Here is a 22,534-nt window from a genome sequence, read left to right as displayed (position 1 = left end):
AATGCGAATACTGACTGAATGAGCAAAGGCGATAAACATATATATAATCCAACTTTCCAATGGCGATTTCTGCATCCTCGTTTTTGGGCCACGTGGGTCGGTGTGTTGTTCTCGCTGTTGGTGGCTTTTATGCCGTTGCGCTGGCGTGATAAGTTGGCTAGCGGGATTGCTTGTCGTTTGCTTAATACAAAAAGTAGAGCGTTAAAAAGAGCGCGAATAAACATTGAACAATGTTTTCCCGAAAAGTCTTTGGAAGAGCGTGAAAGTCTATTGAAAAAAAGTTTTCAGACGGCGGCACAGTTTTTCGTTGCTTATGGAGAGCTTGTTATTCGTAGTAAGCAGCGCTGTGAAGGTCGTTGCTCTATTTCTGGAGAAGAGCATTTATTTCCGCTTTTAGATCGCGGTAAGAAGGTTATCGCCTTAGTTCCTCACTGTTGGGCGATTGACTACGCTGGGATCATGCTAACAGCGAAAGGTTACAAAACGGTAGCCATGATTCGCACTCAGAAAAATCCTATTTTCAATTGGCTCATTCATCGTCAACGTACCCGTTATGGCGCCCGTGTGTATTGTCGAACGAGTGGTATTAAGCCTTTTATGAAGGCGATTAAGGAAGGTCATTTAGGGTATTATCTGCCGGACGAAGATTTAGGTCCGCAACACTCTGTTTTTACACCTTTTTTTGCCTCTAACAAAGCCACTATGAAAGGCTTGGGCCGCTTGGCGGCTCTGACGGATGCGACAGTAATTCCTATGTTGCCAGCCTACAATGCTCAGTCGGGTAAATACGAACTTTTCATTTCTCCTCCTTTGGAAAACTTTCCCAGCGGAGATGAAGCGACGGATGCGCTTATTATGAATCAAGCTCTTGAATCAATGATTGCCAAGCACCCTGAACAATATATGTGGGTTCTTAATTTACTGCGCACTCGCCCTGATGGTTCCCGTCTTTATTAATGAGAGGCTGCACGAAAATTGTCTATAAGTGATAAACTACGGCCTAAATGATTAGGCCGTTTTTATTTACTCTACAACCGACACCACAAGATGGAGCATTTCATGTCAGCAAGCTCACCCGCTACGGTAACGAACCTTGATGTACAAGCTGTTAAAGACTATCTCCTGTCTCTTCAAGATCATATTTGTTCTACATTAGAAAGTGTCGAACCAAGAGTTCGTTTCAAAGAAGACGCTTGGGATCGACCAAATGGCGGTGGCGGACGTACTCGTGTTATAGCGGGTGGTGATGTGATTGAAAAAGGCGGCGTTAACTTTTCCCACGTAATGGGAGACAACCTTCCACCATCAGCAACAGCTGATCGTCCTGAATTGGCGGGTGGCCGATTCGAGGCCATGGGAGTGTCTTTAGTTATTCACCCGAATAATCCTTTGGCTCCGACGTCTCACGCCAATGTACGTTTGTTTATCGTCTATAAAGATGGCATGACGCCAGTTTGGTGGTTTGGTGGTGGTTTTGATTTGACACCTTATTATGGATTTGATGAAGATTGTATCCATTGGCACGAAACTTCTCGTGATGCTGTCGAGCCATTTGGTGAAGCTTATTACGCACGCTTCAAAAAATGGTGCGATGAATATTTCTATTTAAAACATCGAGGCGAACCGCGAGGTATTGGTGGCTTGTTTTATGATGACTTTAATGAAGGCAGCTTTGAGCATTGTTTCGGCATGATGCAATCGGTAGGTAACGCCTATACGGAAGCCTATATGCCGATTCTAGAACGCCGCAAAGACTTGCCATTCACTGAGCAGCAACGCGACTTCCAATTGCATCGCCGTGGACGATACGTAGAATTTAACTTGGTATTTGACCGCGGTACCCATTTTGGGTTGCAAAGTGGTTTGGGGCGCACTGAGTCTATTTTGATGTCATTGCCACCAGAAGTTCGTTGGACGTATGAATACCAAATTGAGTCAAACAGCGAAGAAGCTAAATTAACCGACTATTACCTAACTTCAAAAGATTGGCTGGCTGCACGCTAGTTGCGGCTTACTATTAGAAGAACCATGAAGTAGCAGAACCATGAAGGGGATACATTTTGGATCAATACGCTGTTGTTGGAAATCCGATTGCTCACAGCAAATCACCTAGCATTCATGCGCACTTTGCGACGCTGACGAATCAAGAATTGGTCTATTCGACCCTGCTGGGCGATGAGGCTGAATTTGAACATCAAGTTAGAGACTTTTTTGCGAAAGATGGTAAAGGCTTAAATGTTACCGTGCCGTTTAAAGAACGTGCTTACGCCATGTGTGATATTTTAAGCCAACGAGCAAAGCAAGCTGGTGCGGTAAATACCTTGTTAATGGGCAGAAATGGTGAGTTGTTTGGCGATAATACCGACGGAATCGGCATGGTTCGTGACATAACTCATAATCATGGACAGAGTTTAAAAGACAAACGTATCTTAATTTTAGGTGCCGGCGGTGCCGTTCGCGGTGTGCTTGAACCTGTTTTAAATGCCGCTCCTGAATCGGTTACCATCGCTAATCGTACCCTTGAAAAAGCGCAATCTTTGGCGGATCATTTTGATTGTCTAGCGTCCTCTTTCGAAGCATTAGAAGGTCCTTTCGACATTATCATTAATGGCACTTCGGCCAGCTTGTCTGGCAGTTTACCGCCATTAAAAGAGGAGCTGGTAAACGCTGAAACATGGTGTTACGACATGATGTACGGCAAAGAGCGCACCGTGTTTTTACAGTGGGCTCATGAGCATGGAGCCCGTGGTGCGGATGGTCTTGGTATGTTGGTAGGTCAAGCCGCAGAAGCTTTTTATCTGTGGCGACAGGTCCGACCTGAAACTGCTAGTCTAGTTGAGACAATGCGCGAACAGATGTAAGCCAACGATCTTTGCAATCAGCGAGAGAAAGGAAAGCAATATGAAAGCGCAATGGTTCAATGCGGTTGATCAAATAGGCGAAGCCACATGGCAAGAGGCTATTGGAACGACACGTTATCCCTTTGCGCAATTTGCTTTTCATCAAGCGTTAGAACAAAGCAAAAGCATCGGCGATGGAACGGGCTGGTACCCAGAATATTTGTTAGTGATGGACGATGACGACCACCCTCTTGCTATCGCACCAACCTATTTGAAAACTCACTCGCAAGGTGAATTTGTCTTCGATTGGTCTTGGGCCGATGCCTACCAACGTTACGGCATGCGTTACTTTCCTAAGCGTATTTGGGCGATTCCTTTTTCGCCGGTGACAGGCTTACGAATTTTCTCTCATCTTGATCCGAAAGGTGATGATGTGCAGTTTGCTCATCTGTACCCTGCGCTGGCTGAGTTAATGACTCAAGCCAACCAAGAGCGAGAGTTTTCAAGTTGGCACCTATTATTTGCCAAACCCGAACACGCGGCCTTATTCGCACCAAACAAAGACCTGCTGCACCGTATTTCCTGTCAGTTTCATTGGTTTAATCGTGGCTATAAAAATATGGAAGACTACCTGTCGCACTTCTCCAGCCGCAAACGCAAAACCGTCCGTAAGGAACGAGAAAAAGTCGCTAAAGAAGGCATTACACTGACTCGCACCATTGGCAAAGATTTAACCACTGCGGACATCGATTTCTTTTATCTGTGTTACCAATCCACTTACGGAAAGCGTGGGCAACAAGGCTATTTAACCCGAGAGTTTTTCGGTCAATTAGCTAAGAATATGGGCGATAAAATCCTCCTGGTACAAGCCTTTCGAGACGAAGAGCCTGTTGCTGCGTCTTGGTGTTTCTTCGACGATCATTCTTTATATGGTCGTTATTGGGGTTGTATGGAGGAAGTGGATTGCCTACATTTTGAAGCTTGCTACTACCAAGGCATCGAGTTCTGTCTCGAAAAAGGGTTACAGCACTTTGATCCAGGCACTCAAGGGGAACACAAAATCGCCCGTGGATTCGAACCTGTATTCAGTCACAGTATTCACTACATCGCCCACGAAGGTTTCCGCGATGCCATTGGCAACTTCTGCGAAGAAGAAGCCCAAGCCGTGCGTGAGTACCATCAAGATACCCATACGCTGTTGCCGTTTAAGCGGGAAACTTAGTAACCGCCTCTTTTGTGCTGTAAGGGGAGATACAAGGATTAAGGATTATTTTTATTTGATCGTAATGGGGTTAATAACTAACGAAGCACGAAAAATTGAAGAGGTGTACAAAACGCACAAGCAAATGGCATGATCCTTTGCCGTACAAGCCCTTATCTACGACGACTGCGTGAGACCTTTCTTGATCAAGTTGGCTGGCTTTTACCTTAGCCAAATGTTAGTCGACGACTCTGGAATCTATCAAGCATAAAAAAAGCCCGTATCCAAGGACACGGGCTTCTTTTCATTTGTCTACGAGGGAGGCTCTCACCCACGATCCCCATAGCTCACATCCTTAGTATAATAGTATTAACATCAATTCGTCCACTATGTGAACCATGGGAATTGTGTATTTTTAGTATGTATACGGTTAAAGTAAGCGAATACAAGCATTTAGTAAGGACAAAAAGTGCCACACACCCCCATTATTAACACACTTTCCCCCTCCCGTATGAGCACTTACCTAAATGCAACGAACCAAGACCAAGCCAAAGCCTTAGAGCTGTACATTTGGAACAGTCAAATATCCGCCGCTTTACTAGTACCAATGCATCTATGTGAGATCACCATAAGAAATACTGTCGCACAGGTACTTGAAACACAATTTAATGCTCAATGGCCATGGGCTCGGAGCCTAGAACTCACACTACCTAAGTACTTTAGAGCAGAGCTAACTAAAGCACGTAATCAGCAAGATGTAAGAAATAGAGCCAGCAAGGTTATACCAGAACTGACCTTCAATTTTTGGCAGCAAATGTTTGTAACCAAATACGATCAACAATTTTGGCAACCATACCTACATACTCTACTACCAAATGCCCCCGCCAATATGCCCGTTGACCAATTACGAGCCAGTATATTCAACGACTTAGATAAAATCCGAAAACTACGTAACCGTATCGCTCACCATGAACCTATCTTCAAACAAGACCTGAATTTGATCATGAATAAAATTGAGAGTTTGATTTATTTTCGATGCTCAAACACATCAGACTGGGCAACCCCGTATTATCAAGTGCAGGCGCTTTTGCAAGTGAAACCCTAACAAACCAATACTATTTACTGGATGATTATTGCTAGGCGGGCCTAGCGTGAGTGTCCTCATGACACCCAAGCTTTGTCGCCGTTTAGGAGGTGATAGATGAATATATTGGAGGGGACGCAATGAAGTTAACTGATGACTTCAAGTCTTTCCTTAATAATCAATCTACTAGTCAATATATAACTGAAAGTATATTTAGCCAATCTTGATAGCTAAAAGCCACACCGTGTCCCTAACGTTGATTAACCAACGATAGAAGAGCCATTCAAGTGTGGCTTCTAATATCAAAACAGAAACCACCTAAGCCAGCGAATGGATCAAGACGGTTAAGCTGTCTATTAGCTCATTGAGAAGCACTAGCACCTCAACTGCCTTTTCAATAACAAGCTGTAACTTACTCATAGATTTTCCTCTATTAAGTACAGATTAATGAAAAAGCTCCGATGGCATTAATAGACTCTTGAGATCCTAACCTATGTGCGCTAGGATCTGATTTGTAATTCGTTGAGTCTATCTCAGCAAGTGCTGATTGCTTTGGCGAGCAAGATTGCACATCGAAGCCGCTTTTTTAGTTCCGCTAAGTAAGCGGCATTTTTATGTCTTTTTCATATAGCTCTCCTCCTTTTTCATGCATTGTAACAACTAAAATGTTGACTGGCGCGTCAGTAATACAACTAAATCCCGCTGCATTTTCTTGGCTCTTTAACTTAATCTCCATAATAAGACAGGAATGTGGTATTGTTATTTATGTGTATTGTGCCAATTGATTATAACTATTGCAACATGGAATTGCGATAGAAATTTTTTATTGCAAAATAAAACTGCTAACCCTTTAGTTAATTTGCATCTTCTAGTTAGCCCACTCGCTTTTTTCCCCCCCCCTAATTTTTTAATTTATCAACTACCCTTAAAAGCCTACACATCATCAAACAGGGGCTTCTAATGGCCAAGAAACCACAAGTCATCGTCACTGAAGAAAGCAAAACAGGTAGAAATACTAAGTTTAAGAACACCAAAACGAATGAGAAAATGACACGTGCTGAATTTGTTAAAGAAATAAACAAAGGCAACTATGGTGAGTACTATGTTAGAGACCAGAATGGCGTAAAAACCCCAGTAGCTAAACCTAATCGAGACAAGAGTGACAATTTAGACTAATTAACAATCATCATCCTACATCCCCCCTACTTTTCAATACAGGAAAGCATCAATCGAGACTAATGTCTTGCCAGCAGTCGCGGGCTAGTTTGCACATATTGTAGTTGGTGAACTTGAGTAAATTAGTGATTTTTGAGTGTGGAAGCAGTAGCTTGACTATTTGTAGTCGGCGGGTGATCAAGGATATTTTCATGGAAGGAGATTTGCTTAATCTTGGGAGGCATTTCTCTGATACAGCACTGCCAAGGACGATACCAATTCCTCCATTTCCTTACGCAGTTCTGGTGGGCCAATGACTTCCAATTCAGCACCGAAACGCAAGAGTTCAGCACAGCCGTGTACTGATTCACCTACTGGCAATTTAGCTCGGTGCCAGCCTGAATCATCCATTGGTTCAATCGTCGCTTGTTTCACCACATAAGAAGAACACACATGTTGCATGATCTTAACGCCCAACGCGGTTAAGCGTACATCGGCAATAATTGGAAATTGAATCGCTTCCATGCGTCGTAAACTATCTTGCCAAAACGCGGCTAAATTGAAGTCTTTAGGCCGCTCGAATGTCTCATCCAGTAAGGTCAGTGATTCAATACGAGATACGCGATACGTTCGAACGTCTGTATCGACTTTTGCTAGCAAATACCATTGCCCACCTTTTAAAACGATGCCTAGGGGTTGGGTCTGACGATTTACTTCGGCTTTCCAGCTTTGATATTGCATGACAATACATTGCTGTTCTAATACTGCTGTCATTAAGTCTGGTAAGTAAGTGACTTGTTCATCGTCGAAAAACCAATTTGGCGCATCCAGCAAGAATCGGCTCTGTAAGCGATCCGTCTCGAGTCTCATGTTTTCTGGCAAAGCGGCTTTTAATTTCAATTGCGCGTCAGCAAGAGTCGCTTGCAGCCCCATTTTTTGAGCTGGACCGGTCAAACCCGTCAGAAACAGTGTTTCAGCTTCCTTAGCAGAAAGCCCATTCAGTCTGGTGTCGTAGCCTCGCAATAGCCGATAGCCGCCTTGTACGCCTTGCTCGCTATAAACGGGCACGCCAATAGCGCTAAGCGCATCAATGTCTCGATAAACCGTGCGGATCGACGTTTCACAGGCGCCAGCCAATGTGCGAGCAGTCACCCTTTCATGGGTCTGTAACATCATCAGAAGTTTCAGTATTCGACTGGCCCGCATGAGATTTCCCTTAAGCTGTGTCATCAGTAGTAGCGATAAGTGAATTGTATTTTTCCAGTATAAAAGAAATACCTGACATCAGATGGCAGGTTTCATCGCTAGTATTGTTCATGTAGTAAGCATTATTTCCCCAACATCCTTTTGAGGCAACTGACATGAGTAATATCCACGACAACATAGCTCGAAACAATGGCACCATCACGCTATATCACGCCCCACAAACTCGAGGCACTGGCGTGTTGGTTTTGCTAGAAGAATTGGGTGTACCCTATGAGATGAAAGTGCTGAATTTTAAAGCAGGAGAAAACCAGCAGCCGGAATTTCTGGCTATCAATCCCTTGGGTAAATTTCCAACCCTTGTACATAACGGCACGGTAGTCACTGAACAAGTCGCTTGTTATCTATATTTGGCTGATCTTTTCCCTGAAAAAGGCTTGGCCCCAGCTTTAAATGACCCAAAACGTGGAGCTTATTTGCGCTGGATGGCCTACCAAGGCAGCAGCTTTGAACCTGCTTTGATCGACAAAGCCTTTAATCGCTCTCCTGTTGAAGCTACTCAATTATCCTATGGTAGTTTTGATAAAATGCTTAAAACCTTATTCGATCAAATCGCCAAAGGCCCTTATTTATTAGGAGAACAACTTTATGCTGTTGATATTCTGTGGGGTATCAGCTTGAAATGGTGTCGTATGTTTGGACTCATTACGACGAACCCTGTGGTGGATGCTTATATTGATCGCGTCATTTCACGTCCAGCGTTTATTAAAGCTGAGCAACAAGACCAAGCGCTGCTGCTTGCCCAGGAAAGTGAGTAACCCCCTCCCAACCTCCCCCTTAGCAGGGGGAGGAGCTAGTCTTGCTGTATTAACTCCCTCCCTTTTTGTTTTTGAAAGGGAGGGTTAGGGAGGAGTTAAAGGTTACACCTCTTGATGCGGGCCGAACAATTCGTAATGAATGCGGTCTGCTTCTACCCCAAGGGTTAATAATTGCTGCTTGACGAACATCATGAAGCCCACTGGCCCGCACAAGTAAAACTCGCCATTTGTCAGCGGTAAGCTGTCTTTGATGGCATCGAGTTGCATCATGCCGTTTAACACACCTTCGGCTTCGCTGTCGGTTTGCTCGTACCAAGTGTGAACAGACAAGTTTAGTTGGTCTTTCAGGCTGTTTACGTGTTCTTTGAAGGAATGCTGACCTTGATGAGCACAAGCGTGCAAATAGCTTACTGGGTAGCTGTATTGCTGCTTAGCGAGCGTATTTAGCATGGCTTGCATTGGTGTTAAGCCGACACCACCAGAAATCAATACCACAGGTGTTTGCTTATCTTGGAAAACAAAATCACCAGCGGGAGGCATGGCTTCAATTTCATCGCCTACGCTGATGTGATCGTGTAGGTAATTCGACATCACGCCCTTGATATCACCTGTGCCTTCGCGTTTCACACTGATGCGGTAGCTGTTGCCGTTTGGCGCAGTAGACAGTGAATACTGACGAATTTCGTCGAACTCGTTGCCTTCTGGGTGTAATTTGATGCCAAGGTATTGCCCCGGTTGATAATCAATTACCGCACCGCCATCGACAGGTTCAAACACAAAGCTGGTAACCAGCTCAGATTCTGGTGTTTTAGAAGCCACTCGGAAACGGCGGAAATCTTTCCAGCCGCCTTGTTGGGCGGCGCGTTCTGCATAAAGGTCGCCTTCTACTTTGATGAAAATTTCTGCTAATTGGGCGTAAGCCGCAGCCCAGGCTTCTTCAACGTCTTTAGTAAAAGCATCTGGCGCAAGTTCGCGTAAAGTTTCAAGCAGGTGATGGCCAACGATGTCGTATTGGTTTGGCTGAATATTAAAGCTGGTGTGCTTATGAGCGATACGCATCACAGCGCTGGTTAGTACCTCTAGGTTATCTATGTGTGTTGCGTAGGCTGCGATAGCATTAAACAAAGCCGCAGGTTGGCCTCCCGTTCTTTGATGCGTCATGTTGAACACATCTTTTAGTTCTGGGTTATGAGAAAACATGCGTTGATAAAAATGCTCTGTAATCGCTGTACCTGCAGAAGCAAGAAGTGGGATAGTGGCTTTTACTGTATCTATGTGTTGTTGAGATAGCATTTTTGTATCCTTTTGATTGGATGATTAAAGTCTTTCTATCTCTTCTATAGCGAAGCGCGTGCCAACAAAAAAATAGATATTTAAATCAGTATGTTAGATATTTTATATTGATAGAAGAGTCAATAAGACTCGCAAAATAAAAAGTCCATATGATATCTTTGAGTCAAATTGACACTAACTGTAATGCCCTCTATGAATGGATGACCATGAATCAGGTTTCTAATAACGCTTTACTAAGCTTTGCCCTCGACCTTGCTAGCGCAGTGACGCAGCCCAATCGTTTTGAACAATTGGTTTACGCGGTACGGGCCACGATCAACTGCGATGCCGTTGTTTTGTTGTCTCATAGCCATGGGGTGTTGACGCCGCTGGCTCAGCGCGGTTTATCAGATGACCTTATGGGGCGTCGATTTATTATTGATGAACATCCACGTTTGAAGACCATTAGTAGCGGTCATTATCCAGTTCGTTTTCCTGCTGACTCGCCTCTCCCCGATCCTTACGATGGTATGGTGTTAGGTCATGATGAGAATTTACCTGTGCATTCTTGCATGGGCGTTCCGCTACATTTGGAGGGAAAATTAATCGGAGTTGTGACGTTAGATAGCATCATGCCAGGTGTTTTTGATGATATTGATGCGCGTGCGCTAGAAATCATCGGGACTATGGCGGCGATGACGCTAAATACCGCCATCTTGATGGAGCAATTAGAAAACCAATCGCAACATGCTCAGAACGTATTAAAAGTAATGGGCGAACAAAACCATGAAATGATTGGACAAAGTAAGGTCATGCAAGATCTCAAACAGTCTATTAATTTGGTTGCATCATCGGACTTTTCCATCTTGATCGAAGGCGAAACTGGCGTAGGCAAAGAGCTTGTTGCACGAGCCCTGCATGAGCATTCTTCCCGTTCTGACGCACCTATGGTGTATGTGAATTGCGCCGCGATTCCGCATCACCTCATCGAAAGTGAGTTGTTTGGGCATGTGAAAGGCGCCTTTACTGGCGCGGATCGAGATCGCGATGGTAAGTTTTTATTGGCCGACGGTGGTACCTTGTTGCTTGATGAAATTGGTGAACTGCCGCTAGAAGTACAAGGTACTTTACTTCGTGCTATTCAAAACCAAGAAATCCAAGCGGTTGGCAAAGATCAAATTCGCAAAGTAAACGTACGCATCATTGCTGCGACCAACCGACATTTAGAAACCGAAGTCGCTGAGCATCGTTTTCGAGCCGATTTATTTCATCGCCTTAGTGTGTTTCCTATCCAAGTTCCTGCCTTGCGTGACAGACAAGGCGACATTGCTTTATTGGCCGGCTTTTTTGCCGAGCGATTCCGCCGTAAATTGGGTCTGCAACAACTTACCTTGTCTGCGTCGGCAATTGATTTATTAGATGCTTATCACTGGCCAGGAAATGTGCGCGAGCTAGAGCATGTTATTTCTCGTGCTGCGCTTTTCTCAAAGGCAGAGAGTTCTAAAGCAGATAAGCCAACGGGTATTACCGTTATCACTTCTGCTCATTTAACAGGGTTACAAATCGATAATAGTGCTAAAGAAAAGATACAGAAAAACGAACTGGAGCTACCGTGCTTAGAAAAACACAACTCAATCGATTTGCGTTTAGAAACAGAGGCTTACCAACGAAATTTAATCCGAAAAGCATTAGAAAAGAATCAAGGGAATTGGACTAAAGCTGCTCAGCAGCTATCTATGGACCGCGCCAACCTAGCGCGCTTAGCGAAACGCTTAGGCATTTTTGTCGCCAAAGAAATTCGCTCTTAATCGTAAAGCGTTTCAGAAGCGCAATGACATTCCACTGAGGGAGGCGACAGTTTCGAAGAGGAATGTCATTGTGTTTCGTTTAAACTGATTCGCTGTGCCTAGCCGCACTCACCTGACGAATGCGTTCCGCGGGAAACTCGAGTTTAGGTAGTAAATACGCTTTTAAATCTTCTGAATAACTCAATTCATCGAGAGCAGCCGCCATGCAGTTTAGCCACATGGCTTTTTCTTTTTCGGTGACGATTAAGTGTGCATGGGCTTGAGGTAAGCTGATTGGGCCATATTTTTTCGAGAATAACTTCTCGCCGCCCATCCAACCGGATAAAAAAGACACCAATTTATCGATGGTTAGCTCAATATTGCTAGGATGCATATCAAAAAGCGGCCGAAACTCTGGTGTGTTTTCCATAATGCGATAGAAGGTTTCGACCAAGCTTTGTAAGCCAGTTAGCCCGCCTACGGCTTGTAATGTAGCGTCGCCTTCACCATAGATCGGAGGGATAGAGTTTGCCATCTATTCGGTGTCTTTCTTATTATCGCTTGGCTGGTTTTGTTCTTTTTTGGCGGTTTTTTCTTTGTCCATTTTGATCGAATTACGATATCCGCCTAATGCTGCCAATGCACCTATGATGAAACTCATGTAAAGCGGAATTTGAAACAGCATAGTGATACTGATGAATACGCACCCGACAGCTAAACCTTCGATAAAGGGCTTGAGTTTCTTGGGCATAAAAGTTCTCCGAACGATAAAAAATAAACGCGATTCTAGCAAATTTCCGCGACGATGTGAGCATGATTGTGGAAAAAAGCATCACTTATCCAATATTAGAAATATTGAATTTTGTCGAATCTATGGAGCCGCTTTTTGTGGGTAAGTAAGACATAAACGAGAACCATACCTGATAACGGCTCCTTTTTGACCAATTATTGCACAAAACCATTAAGAACTGCCCCGAATTGTTAATAACTGCTATTATTTTCCACAGATCGGCGCGTTGCTGTTTTCCTATTTTGATTGATTTTTATCCACAAGTGAGCTCTCTGTGTCAAAGTTATCCCCCAGTTCTATTTTTTGCTCGTATCGTGCAAATGCTGTATTGAATCAAAAAATTTGGCGCATGGCATGGCCACCTATGGTGTCGAACATCACCACTCCATTACTTGGCTTGGTTGATACGGCGGTGGTTGGGCATTTAGGAACGGCAACACACCTTGCTGCAGTGGCGATTGGTGCGAGCATTTTTAGCTTTCTATTTTGGGCATTTGGCTTCTTGCGTATGGGCTCAACCGGATTGACTGCACAAGCGCTTGGGCAAGGTGACGAACGACGCGTTCGTGAATTGCTTTTGCAATCGATTTTGATGGGCGTTTTTATCGGGCTCATGCTGATTCTGTTTCGAGGGCCACTGATTGATTTGGCAATTACCTTGATGGAGCCAAGTGCTGAAGTGGAGCCGTGGGCACGTTTATATTGTGAAGCGCGAATTTTCAGTGCGCCAGCTGTATTAGCGGGTTATGCCTTAATGGGTTGGTTCTTTGGCGTGCAATATTCCAAAGGGCCATTGTGGATGTTACTGGTGATTAACATCGCCAATATGATTCTCGATTATGTGGCCGTTTATGGTTTAGGCATGGCGAGTGATGGTGTGGCGTGGGCGACTGTGTTTGCGCATTATATTGGCGTAACGGTCGCCGGCGTATTGGCTTGGCATAAGTTAAAAGGCTTTTCCGGTCATGTGCCGTTAAGCGTTTTAGCAAAATGGCGTGAATACATGGCGTTAGTGAAAGTGAACCGTTACTTATTTGTGCGAACCATTCTTTTGCTGTTGGTCATGTTGTTTTTCACGGCTCAAGGCGCGCGCCAAGGGGATTCGATTCTTGCTGCGAATGCCGTTCTGCTGACTTTCTTGATGATTATTTCGAACGCCTTGGATGGTTTTGCCTTTTCAGTCGAAGCCTTGTGTGGCGAATATTATGGCCGTAAAGACAAAACGAATTTTAAAAAGGTGATTAAGCTTTCTACCTATTGGGCGCTTTTTGCTGCAGTTATTTTGATGCTGATATTTTGGCTTTTTGGTAATCAAATCATATCGTTATTGACGAATGTACAAAGCGTTCGTGACGATGCCAATCTGTACCTACCGTGGCTCATTTTCTTTCCTCTGTTGGGTATTTGGTCCTTTATGCTGGACGGTATTTTTATTGGTACTACCAGTGTAAAGCAAATGCAAAACACCATGATTATCTGTGTCATTGGGGTCTTTTTTCCGGTTTGGTTTCTCAGCCAAGGCATGGGGAACCATGGCCTTTGGCTAAGTCAAGCTGCCCTATTTATCGCGCGCGCTGTCACACTGTATTGGTGCTATTTACAGAATATGAAGAAAAACATTTGGTTTAAAAGTACTTAAGATTTCAAGACGGATTCTGGTGCTCGCTTCTGCGTAGCGAGCGTTGTATTCGTGTTTCCTCTTGACGCATTTTCAATAAGTTATCTTCTACAAATACCAAGTGCGTGTGTGCTGCGGTTCGTGCATCTTCTGCATGGCCAGCCATGATAGCTTGATAAAGATTGGTGTGTTGTTCCATCACACGCTGACGAGCAGCCTGTTTTTCAAACAGGTTTCTCAAGTTACTTGAAATGCTTTTTGCTAACATAGCGTGCAAGCTTCGAAGTGTGTGCAACAACACGACGTTGTGTGCCGCTTCAGCGATTATCATGTGAAACTCCACATCTAACTTGGTTTCTAAGGTGAAGGCTTTGTTTTGATTGGCTTCTATTAGCTGATTAAAACAGTGCGTGAGTTTGGTTTTGTCTGCGTCTGTGCTGCGTAATGCCGCGTAATAAGCCGCAAGGCCTTCTAATGCATCGCGAAACTCTAGCTGATCATATAAAAATTCATCATGAGAACAGAGTAAATCCTGCAGCGGATCAGTAAACGAGGTACCGAGTTGCTCCGACACATACGTGCCGCCGCCATGACGGCTGAATAACACACCGCGCGCGATCAGCTTTTGAATAGCTTCCCGCAAGGAAGGTCGAGATACCTCAAAACGCGCCGCTAATTCTCTTTCTGGCGGCAATTTTTGCCCTGCAGAGAAACTGCCTTCTAAAATCATGCTTTCGAGCTCTTTCATGATGATGTCGGATATTTTTGGTTGTTTAATGCGACCAAACTGATTGGAATCCATGAATTTTCCTAAAAATGTATTCTTAAAAGAGGTTTTCTTGTCTTCTGTGCATAAGTCTAAAAGTGGTAAAACCAATTAATCTTGTCGCTAAAATTCAAGAAATATTGGCTAAACTATCAGTTGACAAAGTCTCCCAGTCTTCTTAATGTGCCTTATGTTTAAAAGGTAAATTGGTCTTACCAATTTGTCTAGCGTTAATTTTTAATATGAATAATAAAAAAACAGGCGACTCGCCGTGGGACTTCTGATGAATACTGCCTCAACTGCTACCGACTCACTTGCTTATAAAATGGCTCAATACCGCGATTTATACTTTGCCTTGAAAGATGCAAAGAATAGTGCGATTGATGAGAGTCGGTTGATCCGAGACCCTCTTCGTACCTTGGCGTACGGTACAGATGCAAGCTTTTATCGGCTGGTTCCGCAACTAGTCGTGAGAGTTGATAGTGAAGAGGAAGTGCAGTTGGTGTTGGAGGAAGCCCGAAAACGCAACTTGCCAGTGACATTTCGTGCGGCGGGTACGAGTTTATCTGGGCAAGCGGTAACCGATTCAATCCTGATACAATTGTCCGATAACTGGAAAGGCCACCGAATGCATGACCATGGTCATAGTATCTCATTGCAACCAGGTATTATCGGAGCGCGAGCGAATCAACTACTGGCGCCGTTTCAACGTAAAATCGGTCCAGATCCTGCGTCTATTAATGCCTGTATGATTGGCGGTATTGCGGCCAATAACGCCAGCGGCATGTGTTGTGGTACAGCGCAAAACAGTTACCACACGATTCAAAGTGCGCGTCTGATTTTTGCCGATGGCTCTTTGTTAGATACCGCAGACGAAGCCAGCCGACTCGCCTTTGGCAAGCGTCATGCTGACTTGCTTGATACGCTTGTTCGATTATCTAAAAGCGTGCAAGGCAATAGCGAGTTAGCCGAAAGAATCAGACACAAATATCGTTTAAAAAACACCACAGGATACAGTTTAAACAGCTTAACTGATTACCAAGATCCGTTTGATATTTTGCTACATTTGATGATTGGCTCAGAAGGCACTTTGGGCTTTATCAGCGAAGTAACTTACGACACCGTGATTGATCATCCAATAAAAGCGGCAGCGATGATCTTCTTTGACGATATGGAGGTCACTTGTCGAGCGGTAACCGCGCTAAAAAGCTCACCTGTGTCTGCTGTCGAATTGATTGATCGCGCGGGCCTACGAGCAGTGGAAGGCAAACCGGGCATGCCAGAAATCTTGTCGTCTCTTGGCCCGCAAGCTGCGGGTTTATTAGTTGACGTACGCGCTGCCGATGCTGAAGAGTTAGCTGTGAATTTGGACTTGGTGCAGCAAGCGTTAAGCGGTCAAGCAACACTCAATCCAATCGAATTTACACAAAACAAAGTTATTTACGACTCCTATTGGAAGATTCGCAAAGGCTTGTTTCCTGCCGTTGGTGCGGTACGCCCAGTTGGCACCACGGTAATCATTGAAGACGTGGCTTTCCCTGTCGAACAGCTTGCCGAAGGTGTTTTGGAGCTACAAGGTGTGTTTCAAAAGCATGGATATCGCGAAGCGATTTTGTTTGGTCATGCCTTAGAAGGCAATTTGCACTTTGTCTTTACCCAAGGTTTTGATGACCCGTACGAAGTGAAACGATACGAGCAATTGATGGACGAAGTCGCGCAATTAGTCGCGGTGAAATACCAAGGTTCGTTAAAAGCGGAACATGGTACAGGCCGTAATATGGCACCGTATGTGGAATTAGAATGGGGTAAAGAAGCCTATAACATCATGTGGGAAATTAAGCGCGCCTTTGACCCGCAAGGCTTGCTGAATCCAGATGTGATTTTATCTCACAACGCCAATTTGCATGTACAGAACCTCAAACCTTTACCCAAAGCCAATGACAAAGTCGACACCTGTATCGAATGTGGTTTTTGTGAATCGTCTTGTCCGTCAAAATCCATTACTTTAACACCTCGCCAACGTATTGTGATTTGGCGAGAGATACAACGACTGCTTGCCTCAGGCGAGGAGCCTGAACGTCTTGCAGAACTGAAAAAAGACTATAATTATCAAGGTGTTGATACCTGCGCTGGCTGTGGTTTGTGTTCGATGCAATGTCCCGTTGGCATTAATACGGGCGATTTAACTCGCGAATTACGCCACGATCGCCACACTGACAGTAAAGTTGGTTATTGGATTGCAGATCATTTTGAAGGCGTGACCAAAACGGCAAAAGTGGGACTTAGCCTTGCCAGCGGTGCTCGTCGTATTGTTGGTGATTCAGGCATGACCGCTGTCACCTCGGTAATGAACAAAGTTTCCCAAGGAGCTGTACCTAAATGGCATAAACAAATGCCCAGCTCCGCCGCGTCTTTGAAGTCTATTCCTGTTATTCAATGTAATGATATTCAAAGTAATGGGATGCAAGCGGATGACAGGCAGAAAGAAGTCATTTACTTCCCTAGCTGCGCGACTCGCGTCATGGGCGCAGGGCCGAATGCAGAGGATAAACGTTCGGTGATGGCTGTGATGTTCTCTGTATTGCAAAAAGCAGGCTATAAAGTCACTGTACCTGATAATGTCGACAGCCAATGCTGTGGTATGGCGTTTCAATCCAAGGGGCAATTTGATGCGGCGAACCAAAAATCCAGCGATCTCAATAGTTTACTGTTAGCTGCTAGCGATAATGGCCGAATCCCTATCGTCTGCGATGTGAGCCCTTGCTTGCTACGAATGCAAGAAAGCCTTGATCCTTGTTTAGAACTGCACGAGCAAGTTGGCTTTGTATCGACCCATGTCATGCAAAATCTCACGGTTAAGGAAAAAATCAGCAAAATCGCCCTGCATGTGACTTGCAGCACCACGCGAATGGGGCTGGCTGACGGCTTCGTGCAGCTTGCTCATCAACTGGCTGATGAAGTGGTGATTCCGCCAGACATTACCTGCTGTGGCTTTGCTGGCGACAAAGGCTTTTCGACTCCAGAGCTCAACGCCAGCGCCTTGAAAACCTTAGCCAAAGCCGTAGAAGGCTGCGAAGTGGGTTACTCCAACAGCCGCACCTGTGAGATTGGCTTATCGGAACACAGCGGCATCGAGTATCAATCCATTGTCTATTTGGTGGATCAATTGTCTGAGTCCTAGTCATTTAATCGCCATATTATTTTATAACTGTGCTGTAAAAAATTATTTTTAGTAAAAAGGGCTCAAGTGATAAGTTTTGTTGGGTGTCTACAAATAATGTGTTGTGCTTAATTTCAATTGTACGTTCTGAAGCTTCCAAGACTTTAATGGCACCAATGCTTATTCTTTGACGTTTTTCCGATGCCAGGGTTAAGGCTATTGGTCGGGTCATTTTGTCTGTAAAACTCTCTTAATTCCGATTTCGCTGTGTACAGCTGACCAACGTTATGTTCGGCAGGGTACTCAGCGCCTTTGGCATCAAAAAATGATAGGATTTTATTTTTGAACTCGTTTTCATCAACTCCGGTCTTGAGGATATAGTCTTGATGCATTACATGACACATAAAATGTCCGTTGTATAGCTTAGCTTCAACGAGTTCATCCAATTCTGGAGGCAGCTTTTCAAACCAGTCAGTTTCATTTCTCTTCAGAGCGATGTCTAGAGCCATAATTGCACCACAATCAGGGTGTAAGGTGTGGAACCTTTTAGCAGCCCCTCCTGCTACGAATCGATTCAAGAATGCTTTTTTGCCCTCACTTTCTGAACAAATAAAGTAGCCACCCTCCGAACCTTCAAAAAAACGTTCAAGAAACTTGTGCGCTTCGTCAACGCCATCGTCCGACATGTGCAACATTAGATGATGTTCGTATTTATCACGAAACTCCCTCATTTTCTTGGGCAGATGATCTGGAAAGAGTTTCCCGGATTGCTGCAATAACTTATCAGGTATGTTTTTCGGTAAGAAAGAGAACTTCGATAAGAAAGAGTCAATTGTGTTCTTTAGTTTAAAGAGCTTAGGCATCATTTCACTACCTAGCTTTTCGATTACTAAGAATGAGTCTTTTCCGTACTTATCGGACACATCAAAATAATCTCTGTGTATGTATTCGCCTGATATCGGTAGATGCTCAAAATTGCCAAGAACCTCTCTACGAATCCCAGTAAGCGTTTCCGTATCATTTGTACCGATATAGAACACCTTATCTTTCTTTGACTTTGGGAAAGTGTCTAGTCTAACGGCGAAAACAATCAGTTTTCCCGCACAACCTGACGCTTCGTATAAAAGACGCCCATCATTGTTAAAGCGCGACGGAGTGTCAGCATCAATCTCTCTTACTTTCTGCTGATAACCATTGTCGCTGGCAGATCGATCTGGATATTTAATATCTGCTTTTGTGTACTCTTTGTTCTCTAATGCCGATAGAACCCTTTCTGGCTCAGAGCCTAAGTTAATACCTAGGTGGTTTACCAAGGTTAATTTTTGATTTTCATCGACACGAGCATACAAGGCCATTTCCGTATAGGCTGGACCCCGCTGTACTAAAGCACCACCAGAGTTATTACATACCCCACCAATAATAGAAGCACCAATGCATGAAGAGCCAATTACTGAATGAGGTTCTCTGTTATATGGCTTTAATTCTTCTTCTAATTCAAAAAGGCAGCTACCAGGAAAAGCCAAAACTTGCTTACCTTCGTCTAGTAGTTGGATGCCTTTTAGCTTGACTGTACTAATAAGAACAACATCACGATCATACTGACCATAAGGCGTTGATCCGCCTGTTAATCCGGTGTTGGCCGCTTGCATAACCATGATCACATCATGATCAACACATACTTGAACTACGCGCCACAGTTCTAGGAGAGTTTTTGGTATAACAACAGCTTTAGCATCTCCGCCACCAAATCGAAAACCTTTGAAGTAACTGGCTGTTTTAGCTTTATCTGTTATGAAGTTTTGTTTACTGACTATCGAGCCTATTTCTTTCAGAAACTGCTCTGGATTTGAAGGGCTGACTTTCATTACTAGACCTACTTTTAATATAAGAAAGCCGGCAAGACACGCGCCTTGCCGGCTTAACTTTAATTACTCTTAGCGTTTTTTACAGCCTGAAGGAAGTTGTTTAGTACATCTTCACCAATTTCATCGGCTTGAGCGTCTATCACCTTCTTAGCAGCCTCTTTCATTCGCTCCATTTCTTCAGGAGCGATACTGTTCACAGCCATTTTAGTTTTGAGGAATTCAAGTGATTTTTGAGCCTGTGCACGACTATCTTGACGTTCAAAGTCACGAGACTTGATAGCTGCTTTCGTGATAATTTCCTTTTCATCATCACTCAATTTATCCCAGAAACGTTTGCTAACCAGCATTACCCATGGGCTATAAACGTGATGCGTCTGACTCAAATAGCTTTGAACTTCATAAAACTTACTGGACTGAATCGTACTGTAAGGGTTCTCCTGACCGTCTACCGCGCCAGTTTCAAGAGCAGTAAACAATTCTGAGAAGGCCATTGGAACTGCATTTGCTCCCATGTCATTAAATAGATCTAGGAACATTGGGTTTTGCATTACACGAAGCTTAACACCGTCCAGATCTTCCATTTTATGAACCGGACGTTTTGAGTTTGTTAGATCTCGAAAACCATTTTCCCAATACACTAGGCCCACTAAACCATGTGGCTCTAATCCATCCAGCAGTCCTTGCCCAAACTCCCCATCTAATACTCTGTCTGCATGAGGTCCGTCATCAAACATAAAAGGTAGATCCCAAACAGCAAACTTCTTATCAATACCAATTAATGAAGAACTAGCAGTCATCATCATCTCTTGGGCTCCACCTATTAAGGCATTTTGCATTTGGTTTTCATTACCCAGTAAGGCATTTGCGAAAGGTTTAACTTTAAGCTTACCCTCAGAAAGCCTACTAACTTCTTCCTTGAAAACCTCAACAGCACGACCTTGCTTACTGTCTTGGTTTAAACCATAGCCAAATCGAATAAAGCGATTGCTTACATCTTGTGCACTGGCAGCAACCGAGCATACGGTTAATGCTCCACCAACCGACAATGCGATTAAAGACTTTGCAATTTTTGATTTAGATAGAACTGATTTGACGTTTTTATTCTTATACATCTTAAGTTTCCTTTCTTCAGTTTATTAATAGAGAAAATTAGCAGGAACAGTAATTATCTCGGGGAACAAAACAAATAGAACAATCACCAGCATGTAAACAAACAAAAATGGAAGTATCCCTTTTGTGATTTTTTCAAGTGGTTCACTTGCAACACTAGACACAACGCTTAATACAGTGCCGACAGGAGGTGTTATCAGACCAACACAGCCAACCATAATAAACATTACACCAAAGTAAATTGGATCAATTCCAGCTTGAACAACTAAAGGCATCGTAACAGGCGCTAATATTAAAATGGTTGGTGTTAAATCCATTACCATTCCGATCATTAACATCACGACAACAATAGTCGCCATCAAAAGTTTCGGTTCATCCATAATTGGAGCTAAGAATTTAATAAGTTCTGAGGGCAAATCAGCTAGCGTAACCATATAAGAAGAAACAATAGCCGCTGCACAAAGGAACATAACAATGCTAGTTGTATACGCTGCCTGAACAAATAGAGGGACTAAATCCTTAATTTTAATTTCTCTGTAGACAACAAGGCTTACAAACATTGCGTAACCTGCAGCGACTACTGCCGCTTCAGTCGGTGTAAACATGCCACCTCGAAGACCACCGATGATAATCACAGGCATCAAAAGCGCGTAGAAACCGTCCTTAGCTACTTTCAACCTTGTCTTCATATCTTGTCTTGGTTGCGGCTCAACATCTACAGTACGCATGCTCCATTTCCAAGCAAGAACCAACCCTAGCCCCATAATAATTCCAGGAACAACGCCAGCCATAAATAACTTGCTAATTGATTGGTTGGCTGTAACACCAAAGATAATAAAAGGCATACTTGGCGGTATGATGGGAGCAATGATGCCACCTGCTGCAATTAGTCCCGCAGATCGACCAACTGGATATCCGTTATTTCGCATCATTGGCAGTAGCAAAGTTGCTAGTGCTGCGGTATCTGCAATTGCAGACCCTGATAAGCTCGCTAGGATAACGGCAGCTATAATTGCAACATACCCTAATCCCCCTCGTCTGTGCCCAACACAGCTTATCGCCAAATTGATAATGCGTTTTGAAATGCCTCCAGCATTCATTACTTCGCCAGCTAAAATGAAGAATGGTACCGCCATTAAAGGAAAGCTATCCGCACCATTGATTAAATTTTGGGCTATTAATTGAGCATCGAAAAAGTCAAGATGCCACATTAAAATCACACCTGTTAGTATCAATGCGAATGCAATAGGAAGACCTAAAACCATCAAACCAGAAAGACTAACTAAAAATAAACCAAGAGTCATAGATTGCTCCCCTTACATTCTTTTGATGCTTGATTATATTTATTCGGCGCTAACCTGGTTCGAATAGCATTTAGCTCTTGCACCAGATCTCTTAACAAATAAAAGCCCATACCTACAGAGGCAAACAACCCCGTCGCATACATATACGCTAAAGGATATTTAATAACTGTGGATGTAATATTCCAGCCTATTTGGTACTGACTCCAGCTACCTAAAAGAAAAAGATACAGGCCATATAGCATTAGCATTCTTGAAAAGAAAAAACATATACTTCTTAAGGTTTCAGGTAGCTTAGATTGAACTAAATCAAACCCTATGTGTGCATTTTTTCCTACAGCTAAAGTAGCCCCAAGAAAAATAAGCCAGACAAACAAAAGTCTTGATAACTCTTCTGATTCAGCAAAACCAGAGCTAAAAAGATACCTTAGGAGAACATTAACAAATACTGCTAAAAACATTACAGCTAGGGATAATGCCATTAGATATTCAATAGTTTTTTCAAATATCTTTGTTATTTTTTCCATTCCGTCCACCATTTTAATTTTTATCGGCTGAGACTAG

At 43.6% G+C, this 22,534-nt stretch carries 19 protein-coding genes; 10 read left to right on the top strand and 9 right to left on the bottom strand.

Going from position 1 to position 22,534, the window contains the following annotated elements; genetic code table 11:
- The first annotated feature begins 18 nt into the window (after positions 1 to 18).
- From lpxM to DFP80_RS02330, 6 genes are all read left to right on the top strand, one after another.
- The gene (lpxM, locus tag DFP80_RS02355) at positions 19 to 957 is read left to right on the top strand and encodes a lauroyl-Kdo(2)-lipid IV(A) myristoyltransferase (protein ID WP_113915216.1); all 939 of its coding nucleotides are present in this window, start codon (positions 19 to 21) and stop codon (positions 955 to 957) included.
- Between the two features lie 102 nt (positions 958 to 1,059).
- Positions 1,060 to 2,004 (top strand): oxygen-dependent coproporphyrinogen oxidase, encoded by a 945-nt coding sequence (hemF, locus tag DFP80_RS02350; protein ID WP_113915215.1) that lies wholly within the window; start codon positions 1,060 to 1,062, stop codon positions 2,002 to 2,004.
- A 56-nt stretch (positions 2,005 to 2,060) separates the two neighbouring features.
- A complete protein-coding gene (aroE, locus tag DFP80_RS02345; protein WP_113915214.1) occupies positions 2,061 to 2,861 on the top strand; it encodes a shikimate dehydrogenase in 801 nt (266 codons plus the stop codon).
- A gap of 40 nt (positions 2,862 to 2,901) precedes the next feature.
- Positions 2,902 to 4,062: a GNAT family N-acetyltransferase gene (locus tag DFP80_RS02340; RefSeq protein WP_113915213.1), complete on the top strand. Its 1,161-nt coding sequence runs from the start codon at positions 2,902 to 2,904 to the stop codon at positions 4,060 to 4,062.
- A 448-nt stretch (positions 4,063 to 4,510) separates the two neighbouring features.
- Positions 4,511 to 5,146 carry a hypothetical protein gene (locus DFP80_RS02335; protein ID WP_113915212.1) on the top strand — a complete coding sequence of 212 codons (636 nt, stop codon included), beginning with the start codon at positions 4,511 to 4,513 and terminating at the stop codon, positions 5,144 to 5,146.
- A gap of 939 nt (positions 5,147 to 6,085) precedes the next feature.
- Positions 6,086 to 6,301, top strand: coding sequence for a DUF3892 domain-containing protein (locus tag DFP80_RS02330; protein WP_113915211.1), 216 nt, complete (start codon positions 6,086 to 6,088; stop codon positions 6,299 to 6,301).
- Between the two features lie 207 nt (positions 6,302 to 6,508).
- Here the strand turns inward: DFP80_RS02330 and DFP80_RS02325 are convergent, their stop codons facing one another.
- The gene (locus DFP80_RS02325; RefSeq protein WP_113915210.1) at positions 6,509 to 7,486 is read right to left on the bottom strand and encodes a helix-turn-helix transcriptional regulator; all 978 of its coding nucleotides are present in this window, start codon (positions 7,484 to 7,486) and stop codon (positions 6,509 to 6,511) included.
- A 155-nt stretch (positions 7,487 to 7,641) separates the two neighbouring features.
- Between DFP80_RS02325 and DFP80_RS02320 the strand changes: the two genes are divergently transcribed.
- Positions 7,642 to 8,301, top strand: coding sequence for a glutathione S-transferase family protein (locus tag DFP80_RS02320; protein ID WP_113915209.1), 660 nt, complete (start codon positions 7,642 to 7,644; stop codon positions 8,299 to 8,301).
- 102 nt (positions 8,302 to 8,403) lie between these two features.
- Here DFP80_RS02320 and hmpA read toward each other — a convergent pair whose 3' ends face one another.
- A complete protein-coding gene (hmpA, locus tag DFP80_RS02315; RefSeq protein ID WP_113915208.1) occupies positions 8,404 to 9,594 on the bottom strand; it encodes an NO-inducible flavohemoprotein in 1,191 nt (396 codons plus the stop codon).
- 206 nt (positions 9,595 to 9,800) lie between these two features.
- Here hmpA and norR point away from each other — a divergent pair, with 206 nt between their 5' ends.
- Positions 9,801 to 11,381: a nitric oxide reductase transcriptional regulator NorR gene (gene norR, locus DFP80_RS02310; RefSeq protein ID WP_175020581.1), complete on the top strand. Its 1,581-nt coding sequence runs from the start codon at positions 9,801 to 9,803 to the stop codon at positions 11,379 to 11,381.
- A gap of 79 nt (positions 11,382 to 11,460) precedes the next feature.
- On the opposite strand, the gene DFP80_RS02305 is transcribed toward norR, so the two are convergent.
- Together DFP80_RS02305 and DFP80_RS02300 are read right to left on the bottom strand one after the other, a co-directional pair.
- Complete coding sequence (locus DFP80_RS02305; RefSeq protein WP_113915206.1) at positions 11,461 to 11,895, bottom strand: group II truncated hemoglobin; 435 nt, start codon at positions 11,893 to 11,895, stop codon at positions 11,461 to 11,463.
- On the bottom strand, positions 11,896 to 12,111 hold the full coding sequence (locus DFP80_RS02300) for a hypothetical protein (protein WP_113915205.1): 216 nt from the start codon (positions 12,109 to 12,111) through the stop codon (positions 11,896 to 11,898).
- A gap of 313 nt (positions 12,112 to 12,424) precedes the next feature.
- On the opposite strand from DFP80_RS02300, the gene DFP80_RS02295 reads away from it, so the two are divergent.
- Positions 12,425 to 13,789, top strand: coding sequence for an MATE family efflux transporter (locus DFP80_RS02295; RefSeq protein ID WP_309472354.1), 1,365 nt, complete (start codon positions 12,425 to 12,427; stop codon positions 13,787 to 13,789).
- 4 nt (positions 13,790 to 13,793) lie between these two features.
- On the opposite strand, the gene DFP80_RS02290 is transcribed toward DFP80_RS02295, so the two are convergent.
- The gene (locus DFP80_RS02290) at positions 13,794 to 14,570 is read right to left on the bottom strand and encodes an FCD domain-containing protein (RefSeq protein WP_113915204.1); all 777 of its coding nucleotides are present in this window, start codon (positions 14,568 to 14,570) and stop codon (positions 13,794 to 13,796) included.
- A 247-nt stretch (positions 14,571 to 14,817) separates the two neighbouring features.
- On the opposite strand from DFP80_RS02290, the gene DFP80_RS02285 reads away from it, so the two are divergent.
- Positions 14,818 to 17,715: an FAD-binding and (Fe-S)-binding domain-containing protein gene (locus DFP80_RS02285; RefSeq protein ID WP_113915203.1), complete on the top strand. Its 2,898-nt coding sequence runs from the start codon at positions 14,818 to 14,820 to the stop codon at positions 17,713 to 17,715.
- 143 nt (positions 17,716 to 17,858) lie between these two features.
- Here the strand turns inward: DFP80_RS02285 and dld are convergent, their stop codons facing one another.
- Genes dld through DFP80_RS02265 form a run of 4 tightly spaced genes read right to left on the bottom strand, consistent with a single transcriptional unit; the run spans position 17,859 to position 22,497 of the window.
- The gene (dld, locus tag DFP80_RS02280) at positions 17,859 to 19,559 is read right to left on the bottom strand and encodes a D-lactate dehydrogenase (protein ID WP_113915202.1); all 1,701 of its coding nucleotides are present in this window, start codon (positions 19,557 to 19,559) and stop codon (positions 17,859 to 17,861) included.
- Between the two features lie 59 nt (positions 19,560 to 19,618).
- Positions 19,619 to 20,671 carry a TRAP transporter substrate-binding protein gene (locus DFP80_RS02275; protein ID WP_113915201.1) on the bottom strand — a complete coding sequence of 351 codons (1,053 nt, stop codon included), beginning with the start codon at positions 20,669 to 20,671 and terminating at the stop codon, positions 19,619 to 19,621.
- Positions 20,672 to 20,695: 24 nt separating this feature from the next.
- Positions 20,696 to 21,973, bottom strand: a complete 1,278-nt coding sequence (locus DFP80_RS02270; protein ID WP_113915200.1) for a TRAP transporter large permease — start codon at positions 21,971 to 21,973, stop codon at positions 20,696 to 20,698.
- Positions 21,970 to 22,497 (bottom strand): TRAP transporter small permease, encoded by a 528-nt coding sequence (locus DFP80_RS02265; protein ID WP_113915199.1) that lies wholly within the window; start codon positions 22,495 to 22,497, stop codon positions 21,970 to 21,972. Before DFP80_RS02265 ends, DFP80_RS02270 begins: the two co-directional genes overlap by 4 nt.
- Between the last annotated feature and the right edge of the window lie 37 nt (positions 22,498 to 22,534).

The organism is Marinomonas rhizomae, assembly GCF_003315485.1.
GTDB classification, from domain to species: domain Bacteria; phylum Pseudomonadota; class Gammaproteobacteria; order Pseudomonadales; family Marinomonadaceae; genus Marinomonas; species Marinomonas rhizomae.
Note: the sequence above shows the minus strand (reverse complement) of the source record. Positions and strands in the feature narration are given on the sequence as shown.